17 protein-coding genes are annotated in these 22,136 nt (G+C 67.2%); 13 read left to right on the forward strand and 4 right to left on the reverse strand.

Annotated elements, in window-relative coordinates; genetic code table 11:
* The first annotated feature begins 291 nt into the window (after positions 1-291).
* The 3 genes from ABLE91_RS00460 to ABLE91_RS00470 all read left to right on the forward strand — a co-directional run bounded on the left by ABLE91_RS00460 (position 292) and on the right by ABLE91_RS00470 (position 2,925).
* On the forward strand, positions 292-1,674 hold the full coding sequence (locus ABLE91_RS00460) for an aminotransferase-like domain-containing protein (protein ID WP_348927339.1): 1,383 nt from the start codon (positions 292-294) through the stop codon (positions 1,672-1,674).
* 55 nt (positions 1,675-1,729) lie between these two features.
* Positions 1,730-2,308 (forward strand): DUF1353 domain-containing protein, encoded by a 579-nt coding sequence (locus tag ABLE91_RS00465; protein ID WP_348927341.1) that lies wholly within the window; start codon positions 1,730-1,732, stop codon positions 2,306-2,308.
* A gap of 137 nt (positions 2,309-2,445) precedes the next feature.
* The gene (locus ABLE91_RS00470) at positions 2,446-2,925 is read left to right on the forward strand and encodes a YidB family protein (RefSeq protein ID WP_348927343.1); all 480 of its coding nucleotides are present in this window, start codon (positions 2,446-2,448) and stop codon (positions 2,923-2,925) included.
* A gap of 113 nt (positions 2,926-3,038) precedes the next feature.
* Here ABLE91_RS00470 and ABLE91_RS00475 read toward each other — a convergent pair whose 3' ends face one another.
* Both ABLE91_RS00475 and ABLE91_RS00480 read right to left on the reverse strand, forming a co-directional pair.
* On the reverse strand, positions 3,039-3,230 hold the full coding sequence (locus tag ABLE91_RS00475) for a hypothetical protein (protein WP_348927345.1): 192 nt from the start codon (positions 3,228-3,230) through the stop codon (positions 3,039-3,041).
* Between the two features lie 133 nt (positions 3,231-3,363).
* Positions 3,364-4,857, reverse strand: coding sequence for an aldehyde dehydrogenase (locus ABLE91_RS00480; protein ID WP_348927347.1), 1,494 nt, complete (start codon positions 4,855-4,857; stop codon positions 3,364-3,366).
* A 290-nt stretch (positions 4,858-5,147) separates the two neighbouring features.
* Between ABLE91_RS00480 and ABLE91_RS00485 the strand changes: the two genes are divergently transcribed.
* A complete protein-coding gene (locus ABLE91_RS00485) occupies positions 5,148-6,803 on the forward strand; it encodes a GMC family oxidoreductase (protein ID WP_348927350.1) in 1,656 nt (551 codons plus the stop codon).
* A gap of 15 nt (positions 6,804-6,818) precedes the next feature.
* Positions 6,819-7,991: a mandelate racemase/muconate lactonizing enzyme family protein gene (locus ABLE91_RS00490; protein WP_348927353.1), complete on the forward strand. Its 1,173-nt coding sequence runs from the start codon at positions 6,819-6,821 to the stop codon at positions 7,989-7,991.
* A gap of 215 nt (positions 7,992-8,206) precedes the next feature.
* Here the strand turns inward: ABLE91_RS00490 and ABLE91_RS00495 are convergent, their stop codons facing one another.
* Positions 8,207-9,139, reverse strand: a complete 933-nt coding sequence (locus ABLE91_RS00495; protein ID WP_348927355.1) for a LysR substrate-binding domain-containing protein — start codon at positions 9,137-9,139, stop codon at positions 8,207-8,209.
* A gap of 135 nt (positions 9,140-9,274) precedes the next feature.
* Here ABLE91_RS00495 and tcuA point away from each other — a divergent pair, with 135 nt between their 5' ends.
* From tcuA to ABLE91_RS00530, 7 genes are all read left to right on the forward strand, one after another.
* On the forward strand, positions 9,275-10,825 hold the full coding sequence (tcuA, locus tag ABLE91_RS00500) for an FAD-dependent tricarballylate dehydrogenase TcuA (RefSeq protein WP_348927356.1): 1,551 nt from the start codon (positions 9,275-9,277) through the stop codon (positions 10,823-10,825).
* A gap of 51 nt (positions 10,826-10,876) precedes the next feature.
* Positions 10,877-12,280: an MmgE/PrpD family protein gene (locus tag ABLE91_RS00505; RefSeq protein WP_348927358.1), complete on the forward strand. Its 1,404-nt coding sequence runs from the start codon at positions 10,877-10,879 to the stop codon at positions 12,278-12,280.
* A 66-nt stretch (positions 12,281-12,346) separates the two neighbouring features.
* Positions 12,347-13,783, forward strand: coding sequence for an MmgE/PrpD family protein (locus ABLE91_RS00510; protein WP_348927361.1), 1,437 nt, complete (start codon positions 12,347-12,349; stop codon positions 13,781-13,783).
* A gap of 3 nt (positions 13,784-13,786) precedes the next feature.
* A complete protein-coding gene (locus ABLE91_RS00515; RefSeq protein WP_348927363.1) occupies positions 13,787-15,295 on the forward strand; it encodes an aldehyde dehydrogenase family protein in 1,509 nt (502 codons plus the stop codon).
* A 200-nt stretch (positions 15,296-15,495) separates the two neighbouring features.
* Positions 15,496-16,461: a Bug family tripartite tricarboxylate transporter substrate binding protein gene (locus ABLE91_RS00520; protein WP_348927364.1), complete on the forward strand. Its 966-nt coding sequence runs from the start codon at positions 15,496-15,498 to the stop codon at positions 16,459-16,461.
* 68 nt (positions 16,462-16,529) lie between these two features.
* A complete protein-coding gene (locus ABLE91_RS00525) occupies positions 16,530-17,213 on the forward strand; it encodes a tripartite tricarboxylate transporter TctB family protein (RefSeq protein WP_348927367.1) in 684 nt (227 codons plus the stop codon).
* Between the two features lie 7 nt (positions 17,214-17,220).
* Positions 17,221-18,768 carry a tripartite tricarboxylate transporter permease gene (locus ABLE91_RS00530; protein WP_348927370.1) on the forward strand — a complete coding sequence of 516 codons (1,548 nt, stop codon included), beginning with the start codon at positions 17,221-17,223 and terminating at the stop codon, positions 18,766-18,768.
* Between the two features lie 40 nt (positions 18,769-18,808).
* Here the strand turns inward: ABLE91_RS00530 and ABLE91_RS00535 are convergent, their stop codons facing one another.
* Positions 18,809-20,488, reverse strand: a complete 1,680-nt coding sequence (locus ABLE91_RS00535; protein ID WP_348927373.1) for an FAD-dependent oxidoreductase — start codon at positions 20,486-20,488, stop codon at positions 18,809-18,811.
* A 97-nt stretch (positions 20,489-20,585) separates the two neighbouring features.
* Here ABLE91_RS00535 and gpmI point away from each other — a divergent pair, with 97 nt between their 5' ends.
* Positions 20,586-22,109, forward strand: a complete 1,524-nt coding sequence (gene gpmI / locus ABLE91_RS00540; RefSeq protein ID WP_348927375.1) for a 2,3-bisphosphoglycerate-independent phosphoglycerate mutase — start codon at positions 20,586-20,588, stop codon at positions 22,107-22,109.
* Positions 22,110-22,136: the final 27 nt, after the last annotated feature.

The raw sequence follows: 22,136 nt of genomic DNA on the forward strand, positions 1-22,136 counted from the left end.
CGCCCGATCGGGGGACACCAAGAGGATTGCAACCGCCGTGCCAACATTGTTGCATTCAAATTTGCGGTCATTTATGAGGGGAAGAGCCTAGATCTCCATTCAATGGGGCCTGTTTCCCCGTCAATCCCCGCACTTCCGATCCTGTTTCTGAAGCGCAAAGGGCGCCACCATGCTCAAGTTTCTCGCAGGCCGGCATGCAACAATATGGGGTCAATGAGCGAGAGGTAGCGCGGGGCGTTCGATGATGGAGATTTCGCGCAACACTATGCAGTCAATCATGAGGGGCAGGCGATGAAAGACTGGATCCCGAAGATCGAGAATAGCGACAGCCCGCGCTATCTCGCCATCGCCAACGCCATTGGCACGGACATCGCCGCCGGCATTCTCGTGCCGGGCGACCAGCTGCCGCCGCAGCGCCGGCTGGCGGCGCTCCTCGGGGTCGATTTCACCACCGTGGCGCGCGGCTATGTGGAGGCGGCCAAGCGGGGGCTGATCGAGTCCACCATCGGCCGGGGCAGCTTCGTGCGGAAGACCGCCGCCGCGCGCATCTCCGCCGATCCGCAGCGCCTCCGGGCGGCGGACTTCTCCATGAACATGCCGCCCGAGCCCGACGACCCCGACCTCATCGCCCGCATGCAGGAGGGCTATGCCAGCGTGGCGCGCGATCTGCTGCCGCTCCTGCGTTACCAGGGCTTCGGCGGATCGCCCCTGGACAAGGATGCGGCCTCCGCCTGGCTCGGCCGCCGGGCGCTGGTGCCGGCGCAGGAGCGCATCTTCATCACGCCCGGCGCGCACCCGGCTCTGGTGGGCATCTTCTCCCTGCTTGCGAAGGCCGGCGACACGGTGCTGTCCGAGGCCGTCACCTATCCCGGCGTGCGCTCCATCACCGCCCAGCTCGGTCTCAACCTCGTGGGCATCGAGATGGACCAGGACGGCATCCTGCCCGAGGCGCTGGAAGAGGCGGTGCGCCGGCATGCGCCAAAGGCCCTCTATCTCAACCCGACGCTCCAGAATCCCATGACCATCACCACGTCCGAGCGCCGGCGCAGCGCCATCTGCGCCATCGCGCGGCGCATGGGCGTGCCCATCGTGGAGGACGACGCCTATGGCTTCATCGCGACCCACGGCCCGCCGCCGCTCGCCGCCATCGCGCCGGACATCTGCTGGCACATTGCGGGCCTCGCCAAGTGCATCGGCGCGGGATTGCGGCTCGCTTACGTGGTCGCGCCGGATGCGCGGGCGGGCTGGTCGTTCACGGGCGCGATGCGCGCTCTCTCGGTGATGGCCTCGCCGCTGACGGCCGCGGTCGCGACGCGCTGGATCGATGACGGGACGGCCGACACGATCCTGCGCTTCATCCGCGCGGAGGTGTCGGCCCGGCAGAAGCTGGCGGCGCGCCACTTCGAGCCGGGCACCTACCTCTCTGATCCCCTGAGCTTCAACATCTGGCTGCCGCTGGGCAATGGCTGGACCCGCTCGGCCTTTGCCAGCCATGCCAGCGGCACCGGCATCGGCGTGGTCGCCAGCGACGCGTTCACGGTGGGCGGAACGCCGGCGGAGGCGGTGCGTGTCGGCCTCGGCGGCCCCATCGACCGGGCGCAGCTGGAGCGCGGGCTGGAATTCATGGCCCATGCGCTGGAAGGCCCGCCGGAAATGGCGGCCGGCTTCTTTTAGCCTCCGGGCCACGGTAGGTGCGTGCTTTCTTCCTCTGCCCGGTCGAGGACTGGCCATGACGAATCCCGGACATACCGAGCCGCCCGCGGAAAAGGACCCTCGACCCGCCATTCAATCTTCGCTGAAGGATGCGCCGCCCGGCTGGGTCAACCGGTTCGGGGGTAAGCTCGTGCTCGTTCTGCTGGACAACAAATACACGCCCTCGATCCGGAACGGGCGCAGCCTCTGGGGCCTGCATGATCCCCTCACCTATCGCCCGAGCAACGGGGAAGACACGATCACCGTGCCCAAGGGCTTCGTCACGGATCTCGCCTCCGTCCCGCGCTGGGGGTGGATCATGCTCCCGCCCGACGGCCCCTGGGTGAAGGGCGCCGTCATTCACGATTTCCTCTACGCCACGCAGGGTACGGGGATCTGGTACGCTCATCCGTCCGGCAATACGCGGACGGCGCCCTACACGCGGGCCGAGGCGGACTGGATCCTGCGGGATGCGCTGGAGAATCGCGGCGTCGATATCATCCGCCGCAACATCATCTGGGCGGCGGTGCGGATCGGCGGTGCCGGGGGATGGGGCAATGACCGGTCCCGCCGGAAGCGCGCGACCGCAGCCGACGAAGCCTTTATCCGGGAGTGATGGTGGCGCCCGATATCGCGCCGCCTTCACTGCCGGCCGCGAGGCGCGCCGCCCGGAATTTGCCGCATCGATGGCGGAAAGTTGGGGAGGTTGACACGCCGCTCACCCTTCATGGCGGCCAACGTGGAGACCTGACAATGAGCCGTGGTTATCCATCAATGACCGCTCTGCTCGGCCTGTTGGCCATTGCAGGCTATCAAAACCGCGACAAGATCGGGGAAATGCTCGGAAAACTGGGGGGCGGAGCGACACCTGCCGATCCCAATCAGCAAAGCGCCCAATCCGGTGGGCTCGGAGGGGTCCTTGGCGGCCTTGGCGGCCTGCTAGGCGGCGCCAGCGCCGGCTCGGTGCTGAATGGCGGCCTGTCGGAGCTCCTCGAACGCTTCCAGACGAACGGCTACGGCGATGCCGCCGAATCCTGGGTCGGCACAGGGGCCAACAAGGACCTCCCGCCCCCTCAGCTCGAACAGGCCATCGGCCCGGACGTGCTCGAAACGCTCTCCAGACAAACCGGCCTCTCCCGCGAGGAGCTTCTTGCGCGGCTGACACGAGAGCTTCCCGAGGCCGTGAACAGGTACACCCCGGACGGGCGCCTTCCCTCAGCCGACGCGGCCTGACAGGGCTTGCCGCACTGTAAAGCGCCGCCGCGGGTCACCGCATATCGCTGACCGGCCAGGGCCCGCCCCAGTTGGGCGGGCCGCGATGCGCGCTCCAGCCGTATCCGGATGCGTCAGCTCTTTACTTCCCGCCACGCCATGCCCCTCTTGTGGGGCGGCGGGGGATTCTCACCGGGAACGGGCGGCGTCGCGCCGCCGGCCGTTCCGCCCGGAGACCATTCCTCATGGGGCGGCACGGAAGGTGGTGCTTTTGATCTCTCGCTGGGGCCGAACTTGGCCGGTGCGTTCTTCGCCGGTGTGGTCATGGTGTCCTCCCTGGGCTTTAGGGAGAGGAACCAGACAGGGCGGGAAAAGTTCGCCGCCTATCGCGACAGGCCCGCCATCCCCCTCCCCCTCAATGGAGAAGCAGCGATGGCGGGGCCTTAACGTCAGGCCGCGTCAGACCCGCACGGCGAACGGGTCTCGGGCCTCGTTGGAAAAGTCGATCATCACATTCTTGGTGCGCAGGAATTCGTAGAGCCCGGCCGCGCCGCGCTCGCGCCCGAAGCCGCTTTCCTTGATGCCGCCGAACGGCGTCTGGGCGGCGGAGGCGCGATAGGTGTTCACCCACACCATGCCGGAATTGATGGCGCGGCTCACGCGCTGCGCACGGTTGAGATTCTGCGTCCAGATGCCGGAGGCGAGGCCGTAGCGCGTGTCGTTGCCGATGGCGATGGCCTCCTCCTCCTCATCGAACGGGATGATGGAGAGGACCGGGCCGAACACCTCTTCCTGCGCGATGCGCATGGTGTTGCGCACGTCCGCGAAGATGGTGGGCTTCACGAACAGGCCGTTTGCAAGGTTGCCCTCGCGCGCCGCCTCGCCGCCGGCCACCAGAGACGCGCCGTCCTGCTTAGCCGCCTCGATGAAGCCGAGGATCATGTTGAACTGGGGCTCGTTGGCGGCGGTGCCCATCTCGGTTCCCATGTCGAGGGGATCGCCGAGCTTGATCAGCTTCGCCCGCGCCGCGAGGCGGTCCACCATCTCCTGATAGACCGGCCGCTGCACCAGAAGGCGCGAGCCGGCGATGCAGGTCTGGCCGGTGGCGGCGAAGATGCCGGCGAGCGCGCCCACCACCGCCTTGTCGAGATCGGCATCCTCGAACACCATGTTGGGCGACTTGCCGCCCAGCTCCATGATGACCGGCACGAGGTTCTTGCCCGCAGCCGCCGCGATCTTGCGGCCCGTATGGCCCGAGCCGGTGAAGGAGATCTTGTCGACACCCCCGCCTTCCACCAGAGCCGCGCCCGTGCGCCCGTCGCCCGTGACCACATTGAACACGCCGGGCGGGAAGCCGGCCTGCTCCACGAGGCTCGCGAATTCCAGCGTGGTGACCGAGGCGTGCTCGGAGGGCTTCACCACCACGCAATTGCCGGCGGCCAGCGCCGCCGGCAGCTTGTTCGCCAGCAGCGCCATGGGCGAGTTCCAGGCGGTGATGAGACCCACCACGCCGAGCGGCTCATAGGTGGCGTAGTCGAACACATCCTTCTGGTCGAGCGGGATCACCTGGCCGAAGATCTTGTCCGCAAATCCCGCATAGAAGCGGTAGATTCGCGCGGAGAACGGCATCTGGCTGCGTGTCTCGCGGATCACCTTGCCGTTGTCGGTGCTCTCCAGCTTGCCGAAGCGGTCGGCATTCTGCTCCAGCAATTCGGCGAGCTTCAGGAGCATGCGGCCGCGTTCCAGGCCGTTCACATGCTTCCAGGTGGTGTCGAAGGTGCGCCGCGCCGCCGCGACCGCCGCCGCCACGTCCGAGGGGCCGGCCTGGGAGATCAGCGCCCAGGGCTGCTGGTTATAGGGATTGTAGGTCGGGAAGGTCTCGCCGCCCGCCGGCGCCACCCAGCGGCCATCGATATAGAGCTGGTAGGTCTTCAGATCTGCCGGCGCGTTCATCCCGTTTCTCCCGTGTCTTTTGTCCGCTTGCGCGTGGCCGCATGACGTGGCGCGACGCTAGAAGCTGCGGGCATAATGAAAAAATACCGATTTGGCCTTGAGCGATGCGCCCCCGATATACTGGACACCCAAGCCCACTATGCACAATTTGAATGCTGAAGGCGCTATCGTGATTATCCCAAGATGGTGAAGCCCCCTATGTTCGCCGTCACCAAAATGTTTTTATGTCCGCGAGCCGTTGCGGGAGAACAGAAAAACCGGCGGCGTGGGACCGACAAGGACGGTGGGAGATGGGATCGCCAAGGACTGACACGCCGGATGCCGAGTTTGACTTCATCGTCGTGGGTGCCGGCTCCGCCGGGTGCGTGCTCGCCAACCGCCTCTCCGCGGACAGCACGCACCGCGTGCTTCTGATCGAGGCGGGCGGCAAGGACAACACCCTCAACATCCACGTGCCCCTGATGGTGGTGAACCTCCTGAGGGACGAGCGCTATACGTGGCCCTTCATGACCGAGAAGCAGGTCCATCTGAACGGCCGCGAGCAGCTCTGGACGCGCGGCAGGGTGCTGGGCGGCTCGTCCTCCATCAACGGCAACGTCTATGTCCGCGGCGACCCCGCCGAATTCGATTCCTGGAACATCCCCGGCTGGGATTGGGAGGGAATGCTCCCCTACTTCAAGCGCATGGAGAATTTCGCCGAGGGCGATCCCGCAACGCGCGGCAAGGGCGGCCCCATCAACGTCACCCAGCTCAAGCATTTCGACAAATTGGGCGACGCCTATCTCGAGGCCAACCGCGAGGCCGGCTTCGAGCTGGTGAGCGACTATAATGACGGCCACTACGAAGGCGCGTCCTATCTCCAATATTCCACCAAGCGCGGCTTCCGCTGCTCCTCCTCGGTGGGCTATCTGCGCCCGGCCCGCTCGCGGCCCAACCTCACCGTGTGGACCAACACCCTGGTGAACCGCGTGCTGATCGAAGGCAAGCGCGCCGTGGGCGTCGAGTGCCGGCGGGACGGCAAGGTGGTGAAGGTGGCCGCGCGGCGCGAGGTGGTCGTCTCCGCGGGGCCCATCCAGTCGCCCAAGATCCTGGAGCTGTCCGGCATCGGACGGCCTGACCTTCTGCAATCCCTGGGCATTCAGGTGGTCCATGCGCTGCCGGGCGTGGGCGAGAACCTCGCCGACCATCCCAATGTGCGCCTCACCTTCGAATGCGCCCAGCCCATCACCATCAACGATGTGCTTCAGCGGCCCACCAGCAAGCTGAAGGAGGGCATCCGCTACATCCTGTTCGGCAAGGGCCTCCTCTCCATCTGCTCGGCCACCGCCCACACGGTGATGCGCAGCAATCCGGGGGAGAACCAGCCGGACCTGAAGCTGCAATTGCAGCCCTTCTCCGGCAAGGATCGCTATGCCCGCCGGCCGAAGGACGGGCTCGACCCCTATTCCGGCTTCACCGTGGGTGTCATGGCCCTGCGCCCGCGCTCGCGCGGCTACGTGCACGCCGCTTCCGCCGACCCGTCGGTCTTCCCCAAGATCGACCCCAATTATCTGGCGGCGGAAGAGGATGTGAAGGTGCTCACCGCCGGCATTCTGGCGGTGCGCCGCCTCGCCGAATCCCCGACGCTGAAGCGCCTCATCGTGCGCGAGACGCGGCCGGGCCCGGAGGTGAGGACGACGGAGCAGATCGTCGAGTACATCCGCTCCACCGCTCAGACCACATGGCACGTGGTGGGAAGCTGCAAGATGGGCTTCGACGCCGATGCCGTGGTGGACCCCGAGCTGCGCGTGCGGGGCATCGAGGGCCTGCGGGTGGTGGATTCCTCGGTCTTCCCGACGGTCCCCTCCTCCAACACCAACGCGCCGACCATTGCGCTCGGCGAGAAGGGCGCGGACCTCATCCTGCGCTCATGGCAGAAGGTCGTCGCCCTCAACGCGGCCGCCTGAGACTGATTGATTGTCATGATTGAACGTATCGAAGTCATCGTCGCCGAACTGCCCATCCGCCTGAAGCGGATCTTCTCCTCCGGAAGCTACGACACCGGTCCGCCCGAGCAATTGCTGGGCAAGCCGGTGTTCGTGAAGATCTTCGCGGACGGCGTGGTGGGCTGCGCACAGATCCGGCCCATCAGCCCCGGTCATTTCGTGGCGGACACCACCCATTCGGTGGTCGCCGCCATCACCGAGATATTAGGGCCGAACCTCATCGGCCGGAGCATCTTCGACATCGAGGCCATCACCGAGATGTTCGATTTGCGCCTTGCCGCCAATCCGGCGGCGCGGGCAGTGCTGGACATCGCGCTGCACGATGCCATGGGCAAGGCGCTGGGAGTTCCGGTGCACAAGCTCATCGGCGGATGCAGCCAGAGCGTCATCCCGCTCGAATGGTCCGTGAGCCTCGCCGACGATATCAACGTGATGATCGCCGAAGGCCGCCGCGCGGTGGACGAGTACGGCATCAAGGTCCTGTGCATCAAGGCCGCCGGCAAGGGCGGCTGGAAGCAGGACGTGAAGAATTTCGAGGCCATGCGCCGCGCCTTCGGCGACGACATCGTCATCGGCGTCGATCCCAATACCGGTTGGAGCGTGCCCGACAGCATCGCCGCCATGCGGGCCATGCGCCCGTTCGATGTGGGCTATGTGGAGCAGCCCGTCAGCCGCCGCGACCTGGACGGCCTCGCGGAGATCCGCCGTAATGCGGCGGGCGTGCCCATGATGGCGGATGAGAGCCTGTTCACGGTGGAGGACGCCGTGGACCTCGTCCGGCACCGGGCGGTGGATGTGTTCTGCATCAAGCTCTACAAGGTGGGCGGCCTGACCCCGGCGCGGAAGATCGCGGCGGTGGCGAAGGGCGCCAACATCCTGCTGAACTGCGGCGGGCTTGCCACGGTCTCGAACTTCGAGGCGGCGGCGGCCGCGCATTTCTGCGCCACCATCCCCGCGCGGCAGACGTTCGGGGCGGCCGAATTCGTCTTCGGCCTCGGGCCCCTGGGGCGCGATCCCCTGGTGGTGGACACCCCGCTCGTCATCAAGGACGGCGCGGTGGAGGTGCCCACGGGGCCGGGCCTCGGCCTCACCCTGGACGAAGCCGCATTGGAGAAGATGACGCTTCAGAAGAGCGTGGTCGCGCGCTGAGCGGTTTGTCCTGGACAAGCGACAGCGAAGCTGGAGCGCAGATCCGGGACCCAGCGCAAAGCACCGCCGAAGGCGCTTCAACCCCTCTCCGTCGCTGCACGACGGAGAGGCCTTCACGCTGGTCGCGGATTGCCGGCTTCGCCGTAGCCTTGCGCTGGGTCCCGGATCTGCATTCGCGCTGCGCGCTCACTTGTCCAGGACAAGCCTCATCCCCCTCACCCCCCATGCTGCTCCCGCAGCGCCCCACGCACCACTGCCGGCGTGAGCTGGGGCGCGACCGCCTTGATGAAGTCCAGCATGTAGCCGCGCAGATAGGTGTTGGCGCGAAGGCTGATGAAGATGGTGCTCGGCTCGAACAGGTGGCTTGCATCCCGCAGGCCCAGCTCCAGATCGCGCTTGGGATTGTAGGTGATGGTGGTGAGAACGCCGATGCCGAGGCCGAGCTCGATATAGGTCTTGCACACGTCCGCATCGATGGCGGACAGGATCACCTTCGGCTCCAGCCCCGCCTTGGTGAACGCGTTCATCACCCGCCAGCGGCCGCTATAGCGCTGGTCGTAGGAGATGATGGGATAGCGGGCGATCTCCTCGAGCGTCAGCTCCTCGATCTTCAAGATCGGGTGGTCCTTCAGCGCCACCACCGAGCGGGGCAGCGAGAAGCAGGGCAGCTTCACGAGGTTGGGCAGCACGTTCATGGTGTCGGTGCCGATGGCAAGGTCCGCCTCGCCTGCATCCACCATGGCGCAGATGTCTTCCGGATTGCCCTGGCGCAGCACCAGCTGGACGTCCGGATGGGATTTCACGAACTCCTCGATCACGTGAGGCAGCACATAGCGCGCCTGGGTGTGGGTGGTGCCGATGGTGAGGGTGCCGTGCGCGCCGGAATTCACGTCGTCCTTCAGCGAGCGCAGCGCCGCCATGTCGGTGACGACGCGTTTCGCGATCTCCAGCACGAGCCGCCCCGGCTCGGTGGGGCCGATGATGCGGTTTCGGGTCCTCAGGAAGATCTCAAAGCCAAGCTCGGCCTCCAGAAGCTGCACTTGGCGGCTCACGCCGGGCTGGGAGGTGTGCAATGCCTCCGCTGCCGCCGACAAGTGGTTGTTCTGACGTACGATTTCCAAAATGTACCGGAGCTGCTGAAGCTTCATTTCCACCCTGCATGTGTTTTTCACATGCTAGGATAACGTCTTATTCTGTGCGTGCATACTGGTGATCGCTCTAAGTGTCTGGCGATGGACAAAACGGGGCACGCAAGAGGCCCTGCGCACCAGGAGTCTCGCTCCATGACAGAGCCTTTCAGCAAGCGGTATGACGTGATCGTTGTCGGTGGTGGCAACGCGGCCCTGTGCGCAGCGCTTTCAGCGCGCGAACAGGGCGCCAGCGTTCTTGTGCTGGAGCGCGCGCCGCTCGAGGAGCGCGGCGGCAATTCCGCCTATACGGACGGCCTCATGCGCGTCGTCTACGAAGGCGCCGACGACATCCGCGCCTTCGCCCCCGACCTCACCGACGCCGAGGTGGAGAGCGCCGATTTCGGTAGCTACACCGAGGGCGACTTCTTCGACGACATGGCCCGGATCACCCAGTACCGGACCGACCCTGACCTCTGCGAAATCCTCGTGCGCAACAGCAAGGCCACCATGCTGTGGATGCGCGACCAGGGCGTGCGCTTCATGCCGAATTTCGGTCGGCAGGCGTTCAAGGTGGACGGCCGCTTCAAGTTCTGGGGCGGCGCCACCATGGTGGTGGCCTCCGGCGGCCCCGGCCTCGTGGACGCGCTGTATCTCGCCGCCGAGAAGAAGGGCGTCGACATCGTCTATGAGGCGTGGGCGCGCGACCTCGTCCATGACGACAAGGGTGTCCACGGCGTCATCGTCCAGCACGGCGGCACGAGCCACACCGTGCTCGGCGGCGCCGTCATCCTCGCCTGCGGCGGCTTCGAGGCCAATGCCGAATGGCGCGCCCGCTATCTCGGCCCCGGCTGGGACCTCGCCAAGGTGCGCGGCACCCGCTTCAACACCGGCGACGGCCTCCAGATGGCGCTCGATCTCGGCGCCCAGCCCTACGGCCACTGGTCCGGCTGCCACGCCACCGCCTGGGAGCGCTATGCCAGCGACTTCGGCGACCTCGCCGTGACGCCCCAGTATCAGCGCCACTCCTATCCCTTCGCGGTCGTCGTGAACAAGGACGGCAAGCGCTTCATCGACGAGGGCGCGGATTTCCGCAACTACACCTACGCCAAATACGGCCAGGCGGTGCTCGCCCAGCCCGGCCAGGTGGCCTGGCAGATCTATGACGCCAAGACCCGCCATTTGCTGCGCGACGAATACCGCACCCGCCACGTCACCAAGTTCTCCGCCAACACGCTGGAGGAGCTGGCCGACAAGATCGAGGAAGTGGACAAGGAGCAGTTCCTCAAGACCGTCACCGAGTTCAATGCCGCGGTCCTCGACGACGTGCCCTTCAACCCCAATGTGAAGGACGGCCGCGGCGCGCCCGGCCTGCCGGTGCCCCGCTCCAACTGGGCCTGCAAGATCGATACGGCCCCCTACGAGGCCTATGCCGTCACCTGCGGCGTCACCTTCACCTTCGGCGGGGTCAAGGTGACCACCAATGCCGAGGTGGTGAACACCTCGCATGAGCCGATCCGCGGCCTGTTCGCGGCCGGCGAGATGATCGGCGGCATCTTCTACTTCAACTATCCCGGCGCGTCGGGGCTCACCTCCGGCGCGGTGTTCGGCCGCCTCTCGGGGCGCACCGCCGCGCAGTTCGCCCTCGGCCGGAGCCCTGAAGAGAGCGCCGCCGTCAGCAAATACGGCCGCAGCGCCGCCGAATGATCACGAACGGCCCCCGGCACCAGGGCCGCCTTATTCCCAAGGAGTTCACCTATGAACGTTGCCGTTGACCCCACCGTCGCCTCCCCCACCCGGGCGCTTGCCGAATTCTCCGTCGGCCTGCGCTACGAGGACCTGCCGGCGGATCTCATCACCAACGCCAAGCAGTGCATCCTGGACAGCCTCGGCTGCTCCATCTTCGGCTCCAACAAGCCCTGGACGCTCTCCGTTGCCCGCGTGGTGGAGAAGCTCGGCCAGAAGGGCAGCGCCAGCGCCTTCGGCATGTCGCTGCGTGCCGACCCCACCGGCGCCGCCCTCATCAACGGCACCGCCGCGCAGGGCTACGAGTTGGACGATTGTCACGACCAGTCCATGTCCCATTACGGCGCCGGCGTCGTTCCCTCCGTGCTCGCGGTGGCGGAAGCGTTCGGCCCGTTCGACGGCAAGGACCTGATCCTCGCCACCGTGGTGGGCTATGAGTGCGGCACCCGCATCGGCAACTCGGTGAGCCCCCACGCCTTCACCCGCGGCTTCCACCCCTGTGGCCTCACCTCGACGTTCGCCTCCGCCGCCGCCATCGGCAAGCTGCTGGGGCTGAACGTGGACCAGTTCGTGAGCGCGCTCGGCCTCGCCGGCTCGCAGGCCGCCGGCCTCATGGCTTCGCAGTACGGCGCCATGGCGAAGCGCTTCCACTCCGGCAAGGCGGCGCAGAACGGCATCCTCGCCGCCATGGCCGCGAAGGAAGGCCTGACCGGCGTGCGCAACGTGCTGGAAGCCCCCTATGGCGGCTTCTGCTCCACCTACGCCGCGCAGTACGACCTCGGCTACATCACGAACGGCCTCGGCACCGACTTCGAGATGCGCCACAACGGCTTCAAGCGCTACTCGTCGCTGGCCTCCAGCCAGACCTCGGTGGACGCGCTGCGCGCCATTCGCGAGAAGCACGGCGTCAAGGGCGACGACGTGGCCAAGGTGTTCGTCGAGACCACCGAGATGGTGCACCGCCATTGCGGCTGGCCCTATGTGCCGGCCGAGACCATCACGGCGCAGATGAACCTGCCCTACACCGCCGCCGTGACGCTTCTGGAAGGCAACGCCTTCGTCGACCAGTACGCCGACGAGAAGCTGCGCGATCCCAAGATCCTCGACCTCGCAAACCGCGTGGAAGTGGTGATCGCCCCCGACCTCGACGCCCTCGGCCCGCACGAGATGCGCGCGGTGCGGGTCACCGTCACCATGAAGTCGGGCGAGACGTTCACCCACGCCCAGACCTACCGCTCGGGCCACTGGAAGAACCCGCTCTCCGACGAGACGCTGAAGGCGAAGTTCCGCGACCTCGCCGGACGCCGCCTCGCCCCCGAGGCGGTGGCCGAAGTGGAGGGCATCGTCTCCAGCCTGGAGACCCAGTCGGCCCCTGCGGCCAAGCTCGGCGCGGCGCTCCAGAAGGTGCGCGCCTGACGCTCAACGTGCGGGCGCGCGGCAATGCGCGCCCGCCGTCATTCAATTCTGAAGGGATGAGGGATCATGGGAACGCCGATCACCGAGCACACGCTCTCCACCACACTCGCCGAATTCGCGGCCGGGCTCACCTTTGACCGCATCCCCGCCGAGGTCCGCGCCGCCGCGCTGTGGCACGTGGTGGACTCTATTGGCGTGTGCATCGCCGGCGCCAATCCGCGCGAGGAGAGCGGGCAGGCCGCAAACAAGCTCGCCAAGCAATGGTCCGGCCCCGGTGCCACCGTGCTCGGCGTCGGCTCCACCGTGCGCCCCGAGATGGCGGCGCTGGTGAACGGCGCGCTGGCCCAGGCGCTGGAGATGGACGACAAGCACGGCTCGTCCCTCGCCCGCCCCGGCTCCACCGTCACCCCGGCGGTGCTTGCGGTCGCCCAGGCCAACAATTTGCCCCTGTCCAACGTCATCACCGCCGTGACCGTGGGCTATGAGGTGATGATCCGCCTCGGCTTCGTGGCCGGCGAGCGCTTCCTGGAGCGCGGCTACCACACCTCCTCCCTCCTCGGCGCGTTCGGCACGGTGGCGGCCATCGGCTCGCTCATCAAGGCGACCCCCGCCGAGATCGTGGACGCGCTCGGCATCGCCGGCACGTTTGCCGCCGGCATCCAGGAGGCGACCCGCACCGGCTCCACCTCCAAGATCCTGCATGGCGGCTGGGGCGCCCATTCGGGCATCGTCGCCCTCGACCTCGCCCGCGCCGGCATCACCGGCCCGGTGACCGTGTTCGAAGGCAAGTTCGGCTTCTTCTCCTGCTTCCTCACCCCCATCAAGGGCGAGCTCAACTTCGCCATCGCGGCCGAAGGCCTCGGCACCCGCTGGTACACGCCGGAGACCGCCTACAAGCCCTATCCCTGCTGCCAGCTCCTCCACGCCTTCATCGAGGGCGGCAAGCAGATCCTCCAGGACTTCAAGGCGGACGGCGTCTCGCTGGATGCCATCGAGAGCATCTCCTGCCAACTCGCCGAGCCGGGCCTCACCCTCGTCACCGAGCCGAAGGACCGCAAGAAGGCCCCGAGCCACCCCCACGAGGCCCGCTTCAGCCTGCCCTACGGCGTCGCGACCACGCTGGTGCATGGGGATGTGGACGTGGAATCCTTCCGCGTCGAGCGCCTCTCCGATCCGGTGGTGCGCCGCCTCATGGCGCTGGTGGAATCCTCCGAGGACCCGGATTCCGACTATCCCCAGCATTGCCCGGCCATCCTGGAGATCAAGGCCAAGGGCAAGCTCTATCGCCGCCACGTGCGCTTCCATCCGGGCTCCCCGGAGGCGGCGCTCTCGAAGGACGACGTGCTGGACAAGTTCGCCCGCAATACGGGCTGGCTGTTCGGCGACCGCGCCCGGGAGGTCGGCGCCGCCTTGACCCAGACCACGGAGAGCGCCTCGGTCGACACCATGTTCCAGCGCATCGCCTCTGAGGCGGCGCGCCGACCGGTCGTGAAGGCGGTCTGAACCATGGCCGTCACATCCGAGGCGACCCGCCCCACCACCGAGCTGCGCCGTTTCGACCGCCTTTTCATTGGCGGTGAATGGGTGGCACCCCGCTCGGGCCGGATGATCCGGTCCATCGAGCCCGCGACCGAAGAGGTCTGGGCCGAGGTGGCGGAGGCGGACGCCTCGGATGTGGATGATGCGGTGAAAGCCGCGCAGGCAGCCCTGCGCGGCAAGTGGAGCCAGATCACCCCCACCCAGCGCGGCGAGCTGATGCTGCGCCTCGCCGCCCTCATGCGGCGCGACGTAGACAAGCTCGCTGAGGTGGAAAGCCGCGACAACGGCAAGCCGCTGCGCGACACCAAGGGCGAGATCGCCCGCGCCGCCGACTGGATCACCTTCTTCGCCGGCGCCGCCGACAAGATCAACGGCACGCAGATCCCCTTCCGGCCGGACGCGCTCGCTTACACGCGCCGCGAGCCGCTGGGCGTGGTGGGGGCGATCCTGCCTTGGAATTCGCCCATCTCGCTCTGTTCCTGGAAGCTCGGCCCGGCGCTCGCCGCCGGCAACACCATCGTCCTGAAGCCGGCAGAGCAGACCCCTGCGAGCCTGCTCGCGCTGGGGAAGTTGGTCGAAGAAGCGGGCTTTCCGGGCGGCGTGGTGAACGTGGTGCCCGGCTATGGCGAAGTGGCCGGCGCGGCGCTCGTCGCCCATAAGGGCGTCGCCAAGATCTCGTTTACCGGCGACCACCGTACCGCCCAGAAGATCATGCAGTCCGGCGCCGCGACGCTGAAGCGCTGCACCTTCGAATGCGGCGGCAAGTCCCCCTACATCGTCTTCGCCGACGCGGATATCGACAAGGCGCTCACCGTCGCTCTGCACAGCGCCTTCCGCTCCACCGGCCAATCCTGCTCGGCCGGTTCGCGCGTGTTCGTTGAGCGCTCCATCCAGCGGGAGTTCGCCGAACGCATGGCGGAACGCTCCCTCCGCATCCGCCTCGGCAACCCGCTGGACCCCAAGACCCATATCGGCCCGCAGACGTCAGCCGAGCAGCTCGCCAAGACGGAGAGCTACATCGCGCTCGGCCGCGAGGCGGGCGGGCACGTGCTGGCAGGCGGCAAAAGGCCGGACAGCCAGCCGCGGGGCTATTTCATCGAGCCCACGGTTTTCGTGGATGTGGAGAACACCTCACGGCTCGCGCGCGAGGAAGTGTTCGGCCCGGTCGTGGCGGTGATGCCGTTCGAGGACGAGGATCACGCCGTGAGCCTCGCCAATGACACGGATTACGGCCTCGTCGGCGGCCTCTGGACGTCCGACGTCACCCGCGCCCATCGGGTGGCACACCGCATCGAGGCCGGGCTCGTCTCGGTCAACACGTTCCGGCCCGTGCACTGGATGCTGCCCTATGGCGGGTACAAGATGAGCGGGATCGGGCGCGAGAACAGCCTGGAAGTCCTGAACGAGTATACCCAGACCAAGACGGTGGTGGTGGAGCTTGCCATCGGCGCTCCGGCGGACCCCTTCGCGGATTGACGCCGGAAGGCGCCTCTGACGCTGGGTCAATAGCATGGAGCATAATAGTTAGGCAGGGTTGGGATATCAAAAGCACATACTCGATCCCCAATCGGTATTTGCTCCGCCTCCCTTGCCACCTAAGCTCGGCTGAAGGGACCACATCCGGCACGTGCCGGAAAAAGAGGGTCCACGCCGAAAATACCTAGGGAGAGGACATGATGAGTTACCGCAGTGCGGTCGCCTGCGTCGCGGCCCTGATGCTGGGTCTCGTTGCCCCCGTGGCGCGGGCCGAGCAGCCCATTTCGATCATCGTCGCCTATGCGGCCGGTGGCACCACGGACACGCTCGCCCGCATCATCGGCGCACGGCTCTCCGACAAGCTCGGCACGCCGGTCATCATCGAGAACAAGGCGGGCGCCACGGGCCAGATCGGCTCGCGCTATGTGGCCAAGGCCGCGCCGGACGGGCGCACGCTCCAGATCGCGACCCAGACCACCCACGCGGTGGCCCCGTCCCTCTATCCGAACATCGGCTACGACCCGATGAAGGATTTCACCCCCATCAGCCTCGTGGCGTGGTCGCCCTTGGTGCTGGTCACCAACCCGTCCTTCCCGCCGAAGACGGTCCAGGAGCTGATCGCCTACATCAAGGCGCGGCCCAAGGAGGTGAGCTTCGCCACCGGCGGGCGCGGCGACGGCTCCTTCATGGCCGCGATGTTCTTCAACAACATGGCCAAGATCAATCCGGTGGCGGTGCCGTTCCCGGGCGAGGCCCCGGCCCTGCCGCAGGTGCTGGGCGGCCAGCTCCCTTATATGTTCTGCTCCGCGCCCACGGTTGCCGCCTCCATCGAGGCCGGGCAGCTCAACGCGCTCGCCGTGACCTCCAAGGTGCGCGCCTCCAACCTGCCCAAGGTCCCGACCATGGCGGAGTCCGGCCTGCCCGGCTACGAAATGGTGAACTGGTGGGGCTTCTTCGGCCCGGCCGGCATGGCGCCGTACCTCGTCAAGAAGCTCAACACCGCCTTCGTGGACATCCTGAAGGAGCCGGACACCAAGGCGAAGCTGGAAGCCCTGGGCTACGAGCTCACCGGCACCTCCTCGGACGAGTTCAAGGCCTATGTGGGCTCGGAGATCGACAAATGGGCTGCGCTGGTGAAGGCCGAGGCCGCCGTCCAGCAGCAATAGGATTGCCAATCGAGACCTGCGGGGGCCCGTGCATGCGGGCCCCCGCGACGCTTCAGGCGGAGGAATGAATGGATAATCGCTACGTCTCCCCACGGCCGGCCCACACCACGATCAGGGACCCGCAGAACTTCGTCGCGGGCTTGATCCTGATGGGCTTCGCCGTGGTGGGATGGCTCTCCACCTCGGACCTCGAGGTGGGCACGCTGTTCTCCATGGGCCCCGGCCTCCTTCCGCGCTTCCTCATGGTGTGCCTCGCCGGGTTCGGCGTGTTCCTTTCCGGCACGGCGCTGGTCCAGGACGGTCCGTCGGTCCGGCTGTCGGACTTCAGCGCCATACTGGCGATCGCGGCGCTCGTCGCCGCCGCCGTCGCCGCCGGAAGCCTGATGGGGCCAGGCGACGTGTTCGGCCTCGCGCCCTTCGCCTTCGTCTTCTGCGTGCTCTACCTCGCGCTGATGGTCGGCCTCGTGGTGCTCAGCGTGCGGCGCTCCACCTGGCTCGACCGCAGCGGCCTCCGGGGACCGATCTTCGTGGTGGGCGGAGTGCTCGCCTTCGCGCTGACCGTGCGCTCCTGCGGCCTGTTCGTGGCCGGTCCCCTGCTCGCGCTCATCAGCGGAGCCGCCGCGCCGGACACGCGCTTCGGAGAGCTTGTGATCTTCGCCATCGCCGTCACGCTGCTCAGCGTCGGCCTCTTCAAATACGTGCTGCAGCTGCCGATGCCCGCTCTGGTCATTCCCGGCGTCATTTATCTGTGAGGGCCCGATGGACATGTTGGCCAATCTCGGGCTCGGCTTTTCGACCGTCCTGAATCTCGTCGATATCCACGTTCCGCTCATCGGCATCGTTCCTTTGCCGATGAACATCCTTCTGTGCTTCGTGGGCTGCCTCGTGGGCACGCTCATCGGCGTTCTGCCGGGCGTCGGCCCCATCGCCACCATCACCATGCTGCTGCCCATCACCTTCGGCCTGCCGCCGACGGGGGCGCTCATCATGCTGGCGGGCATCTATTACGGCGCGCAATATGGCGGCTCCACCACCGCCATCCTGGTCAATATCCCCGGCGAGGCCACTTCAGTGGTGACCGCCCTGGACGGCCACGAAATGGCAAAGCAGGGCCGCGCCGGCACGGCGCTGGGCATCTCCGCCCTCGGCTCCTTCTTCGCCGGCTGCGTCGCAACCCTGGTGATCGCGGCGCTCGCGCTGCCACTCACCAAGATGGCGCTGATGTTCGGGCCGGCGGAGTATTTCTCCCTCATGGTCATGGGCCTCGTGTTCGCCGTGGTGCTGGCGCACGGCTCGCTCTCCAAGGCCATGGCCATGATCTTCATGGGCCTGCTCCTCTCCACCGTCGGCACCGATCTTGAGACTGGGCAGGAGCGCCTCACCTTCGGCTTCGCGCCGCTTTCCGACGGCATCGACTTCGCCGTGCTCGCCATGGGCATCTTCGGGTTCGCCGAAGTGCTGCGGAACCTCGGCGTGGACGAGAAGCGCGACCTCGTCTCCAAGCCCATCGGCCGGCTGCTGCCGTCCAAGGCGGATTTGAAGCAGTCCGCCATGCCGGTGATGCGCGGCACCATCGTCGGCGCCATCCTCGGCATCCTGCCGGGCAACGGCGCGGTGCTCGGGCCGTTCGCGTCCTATTCGCTTGAGAAGAGGCTCGCCAAGAACCCGTCGCGGTTCGGGCGCGGCGCCATCGAGGGCGTTGCGGGGCCGGAGAGCGCCAACAATGCGGGCGCGCAGACCTCCTTCATCCCGCTTCTCACGCTGGGCGTGCCGCCCAATGCGGTGATGGCGCTGATGGTGGGCGCCATGACCATCCAGGGCATCATCCCCGGGCCGCAGGTGATGACCAAGAACCCGGACCTGTTCTGGGGGATGATCACCTCCATGTGGATCGGCAATCTGATGCTGCTGGTCATCAACCTGCCCATGATCGGGCTGTGGGTGCGCCTGCTCCAGGTGCCCTACAGGCTGATGTTCCCCACTATCCTCGTCTTCTCCTGCATCGGCATCTATTCCATCAACAACAACCCCATGGATGTGGTGATGACCGCCGGCTTCGCGCTCGCCGGCTACACCTTCATCAAGCTGGGGTTCGAGCCGGCGCCGCTGCTGCTGGGCTTCGTGCTGGGCAAGCTGATGGAGGACAATCTGCGTCGCGCCTTGCTGATGTCGCGTGGCAGCCTTTTGGGCGTGATCGAGCGGCCGGTCAGCGCGGCACTGCTTTTGATCGCGCTGGTGGTGCTGGTGGCCGCGGTGCTGCCTTCGCTGCGGAAAGGCCGGGACGAGATATTCGCGGACGCGGACTAGCAATGAGGACGTGCCCTCCCTCGCAGGGAGGGCACCTCATTCAGCCCTTCAGGCCCAGCGTGCGCGCAAGGAAAGCGCGCAAGGCGGCCACATCGTATGGCACGCCGCGCCAGGCGAGGTATTTGTCCGGCCGCACCAGGCTGGCACCTGCCCCGTAAAGCTTGGCGAATTCCCCGCCGTCATCGCTCACCAGAGTCACCCCCACCGGGTCGGGAATGTCGGAGCCTGCCGGCGCCACCGCCACCACCCGGAGCGGCAGGCCGAGCGCTTTCAGGTCGCGGGCGTCGGCCTCCAGGGCCGTAACCGCCGCGGCGTCCTCGACCCCGCACAGCAGCACATGCTCCGCGCCACGCAGGAGATCGAACAGCCGCAGCGGGAAGCCGACGCCACGGCGACGCAGACCCGCCGCATCCGGCGCACGGTCGCCGGGCTGGAGGGCGTCCTCGCCGGGCGCGGCCCCGTCCACGATGGCGCTGCCGCGATAATTCACCCGGATCTGGGTGTGGGCCAGCCGGTCCACGGGCTTCTTGGCCCGGCCGAGGTTGATGCTCTCCTCCACCGTCTGGGCGATGACACCCTCGGCCACCGGCCGGCGCTCCGCCTCGTAGCTGTCCAGCAGATTGGGGGCGGCGATGCCCTTGAGCACCAGCGCCATCTTCCAGGCGAGGTTGTAGGCGTCCTGGATGCCCGTATTCATCCCCTGCCCGCCGGTGGGCGGGTGGATGTGGGCGGCGTCGCCGGCGATGAAGGCGTTGTCCACGCGATAGTGCTGCGCGAGTCGCATGGAGATGCGGAACTGGGACGACCAGCGCAGTTCGCTGGCAATCGGCGGATGCGGCATGACCCGGTCCGCCACCGCCTGGATATCCGCCAGCTCCGGGCCGGGGCGCTCGGACTGAATGCCGTGCGCCACCGCGTCGGCGGGCTGTGCGGAGACCGCGTCGGGCGCCATCATGGAGACCCGGTAGCGGCCGTGCTCCGGCAGCGGGATGGCGATGAACAGGTCCGGCGCCTCGTCCTCTCCCGTCACGCGCACGCCGCGCAGCGCCAGCCCGCGCGGCAGGGCCTCGCCCTCCGGCCATGTCAGGCGCACGTCGCCCAGCATGAACATCATCGGGAAAGCGTCGCCCTCGAACCCGATGCCGAGACTGCGACGTACCGTCGAATGGGCGCCATCGCAGCCCACCACATAGCGCACATGGTCGAAATCGGCGCCGGACGGCCCTTCGAGGTCGGCCCGCACCTTCTCACCCTCCTGGGTGAAGGAGACGAGGCGCACGCCACGCTCCACCGCGATGCCGAACGTGGAGAGGTGGGCGGCGAGCAGGCGCTCGGTCTCGGGCTGGGGCACGCCGAGATTGGCATAGGGAAGGTCCGCAAGGTCCTGCATGCCGTCTCGGGCGGGCTGGCCGGACACCATGAAGCGCGTGCCGAGCAGCCACAGGCCCGCATCGATCATGGGCTGCGCGATGCCCATGTCCTCATAGACTTCCAGTGTTCGGGAGGTGACGCCGATGGCGCGGCAGAAGGGCGATGGCGTCTCCCGCGCCTCGATGATGCGCACGCTGGCGCCGTGGCGCGCCAGCTCGCAGGCCAATGTGAGCCCCACCGGGCCCGCTCCCACCACCAGCACGTCCGCCATGTCGCTCCCCCCAATTGGCGTCTTGTTGTTCCCGATTTTCAGGCCCGGAGCAATGCGATGTGCGACATGGCACCCCATATGGGCGGAGCGCCATGCCTTGACGCATCCATGCGGAAGGCGCCATGACGCACCCGCCCGCGCGCCTCAGGCGCCGCATGTAAAGAGAGGCCTGCCCATGTCCCCGCGCATTCCAACCATGCTGGTCATCCTGGACGGTTGGGGTTGGCGCGAGGAGAGTGAAGACAATGCGGTGCGCCTCGCCCACAAGCCCAAGTTCGACCGGCTCTGGAGTTCCTCCCCCCACGCTTTCCTGCACACGTCGGGCAAGGATGTGGGCCTGCCCGGCGGGCAGATGGGCAATTCGGAGGTGGGCCATCTCAATCTCGGCGCGGGCCGGGTGGTGATGCAGGACTTGCCGCGCATCGACGCTGCCATCGAGGATGGCGGGCTGAAGGCGCGCATCGAGGAGAGCGGCCTCATCGCCGCCCTGAAGCGCACGGGAGGCACCTGCCACGTCATGGGCCTCATGTCCCCCGGCGGCGTGCATGCCCACCAGGACCATGCGGTGGCGGTGGCGAAGATCCTGCGCGCGGAGAACATCGCGGTGAAGGTCCACGCCTTCACCGATGGCCGCGACACCCCGCCCCGCTCGGCGGCGGACGACATGGCGCGGCTCCATGCGGCCCTGCCGGAGGGCGCGCCCATCGCAACCGTCTGCGGGCGCTATTACGCCATGGACCGGGACAATCGCTGGGAGCGGGTCGAGCGCGCCTATGCGCTGCTCACGCAGGCCAAGGGCAACCGCTTTGACAGCGCCGAAGCCGCTGTGAAGGCAAGCTATGCCGCCGACTTCTCCGACGAGTTCCTGAACCCGGCGGTGATCGGCGACTATGCCGGCATGCAGGACGGCGATGCCATCCTGTGCACCAATTTCCGCGCCGACCGGGCGCGGGAAATCCTCGATGCGCTGCTGCTGCCGGGCTTCCGCGGCTTCAAGCGGGAGCGCGAGATCGCCTTCTGCGCCGCCGCCGGCATGGCTTCCTACAGCGCCGAGCTGGACACGGTGATGAAGACGCTGTTTCCCCGCCAATCGCTGGAGATGGGCCTCGGCGAGAGCGTGGAGAAGGCGGGGCGCACCCAGCTGCGCATGGCGGAGACGGAGAAGTATCCCCACGTCACCTATTTCTTCAGCGGTGGGCGCGAGGAGCCTTATGAAGGCGAGGACCGCATTCTCGTCCCCTCCCCCAAGGTCGCCACCTATGACCTGCAGCCGGAAATGTCGGCGCCGGAGCTCACCGACAAGGCGGTGGACGCCATCGAGAGCGGCGAATACGACCTGATCGTGCTGAACTATGCCAATCCTGACATGGTAGGCCACACCGGTAGCCTGCCCGCCGCCATCAAGGCGGTGGAGACGGTGGATGCCGGCCTCGGCCGGCTGGCAGAGGCCGTGCTCTCCATGGACGGCTCGCTTCTGGTGACGGCCGACCACGGCAATTGCGAATTAATGCGCGATCCCGAGACCGGCATTCCGCACACCGCCCACACCACCAATCCCGTCCCCATCTTCCTGGCGGGCCGCCCCGGCTTCGCGCTGAAGGATGGAAGACTAGCGGACGTGGCACCGACCCTTCTGGCGCTGATGGGCCTGCCCAAGCCGGAACAGATGACGGGTACGTCTCTGGTGATGAAGGGCTGAGTTGGCCGGGGCTGTGCGCGGCGGGCG

Origin of the sequence: Aquabacter albus, from assembly GCF_040049275.1 — a bacterium.
Classification (GTDB): Bacteria; Pseudomonadota; Alphaproteobacteria; order Rhizobiales; family Xanthobacteraceae; genus Aquabacter.

Excerpts from the sequence above, each read along its gene's own strand:
- ABLE91_RS00525 (WP_348927367.1), top strand. The coding sequence starts at position 16,530 with ATGGATAATCGCTACGTCTCCCCACGGCCGGCCCACACCACGATCAGG.
- ABLE91_RS00475 (WP_348927345.1), bottom strand. The coding sequence starts at position 3,230 with ATGACCACACCGGCGAAGAACGCACCGGCCAAGTTCGGCCCCAGCGAG.
- ABLE91_RS00495 (WP_348927355.1), bottom strand. The coding sequence starts at position 9,139 with ATGAAGCTTCAGCAGCTCCGGTACATTTTGGAAATCGTACGTCAGAAC.
- ABLE91_RS00490 (WP_348927353.1), top strand. The coding sequence starts at position 6,819 with ATGATTGAACGTATCGAAGTCATCGTCGCCGAACTGCCCATCCGCCTG.
- ABLE91_RS00510 (WP_348927361.1), top strand. The coding sequence starts at position 12,347 with ATGGGAACGCCGATCACCGAGCACACGCTCTCCACCACACTCGCCGAA.
- ABLE91_RS00480 (WP_348927347.1), bottom strand. The coding sequence starts at position 4,857 with ATGAACGCGCCGGCAGATCTGAAGACCTACCAGCTCTATATCGATGGC.
- ABLE91_RS00485 (WP_348927350.1), top strand. The coding sequence starts at position 5,148 with ATGGGATCGCCAAGGACTGACACGCCGGATGCCGAGTTTGACTTCATC.
- ABLE91_RS00520 (WP_348927364.1), top strand. The coding sequence starts at position 15,496 with ATGAGTTACCGCAGTGCGGTCGCCTGCGTCGCGGCCCTGATGCTGGGT.
- ABLE91_RS00515 (WP_348927363.1), top strand. The coding sequence starts at position 13,787 with ATGGCCGTCACATCCGAGGCGACCCGCCCCACCACCGAGCTGCGCCGT.
- ABLE91_RS00460 (WP_348927339.1), top strand. The coding sequence starts at position 292 with ATGAAAGACTGGATCCCGAAGATCGAGAATAGCGACAGCCCGCGCTAT.
- ABLE91_RS00530 (WP_348927370.1), top strand. The coding sequence starts at position 17,221 with ATGGACATGTTGGCCAATCTCGGGCTCGGCTTTTCGACCGTCCTGAAT.
- gpmI (WP_348927375.1), top strand. The coding sequence starts at position 20,586 with ATGTCCCCGCGCATTCCAACCATGCTGGTCATCCTGGACGGTTGGGGT.
- ABLE91_RS00470 (WP_348927343.1), top strand. The coding sequence starts at position 2,446 with ATGAGCCGTGGTTATCCATCAATGACCGCTCTGCTCGGCCTGTTGGCC.
- tcuA (WP_348927356.1), top strand. The coding sequence starts at position 9,275 with ATGACAGAGCCTTTCAGCAAGCGGTATGACGTGATCGTTGTCGGTGGT.
- ABLE91_RS00505 (WP_348927358.1), top strand. The coding sequence starts at position 10,877 with ATGAACGTTGCCGTTGACCCCACCGTCGCCTCCCCCACCCGGGCGCTT.
- ABLE91_RS00535 (WP_348927373.1), bottom strand. The coding sequence starts at position 20,488 with ATGGGGTGCCATGTCGCACATCGCATTGCTCCGGGCCTGAAAATCGGG.
- ABLE91_RS00465 (WP_348927341.1), top strand. The coding sequence starts at position 1,730 with ATGACGAATCCCGGACATACCGAGCCGCCCGCGGAAAAGGACCCTCGA.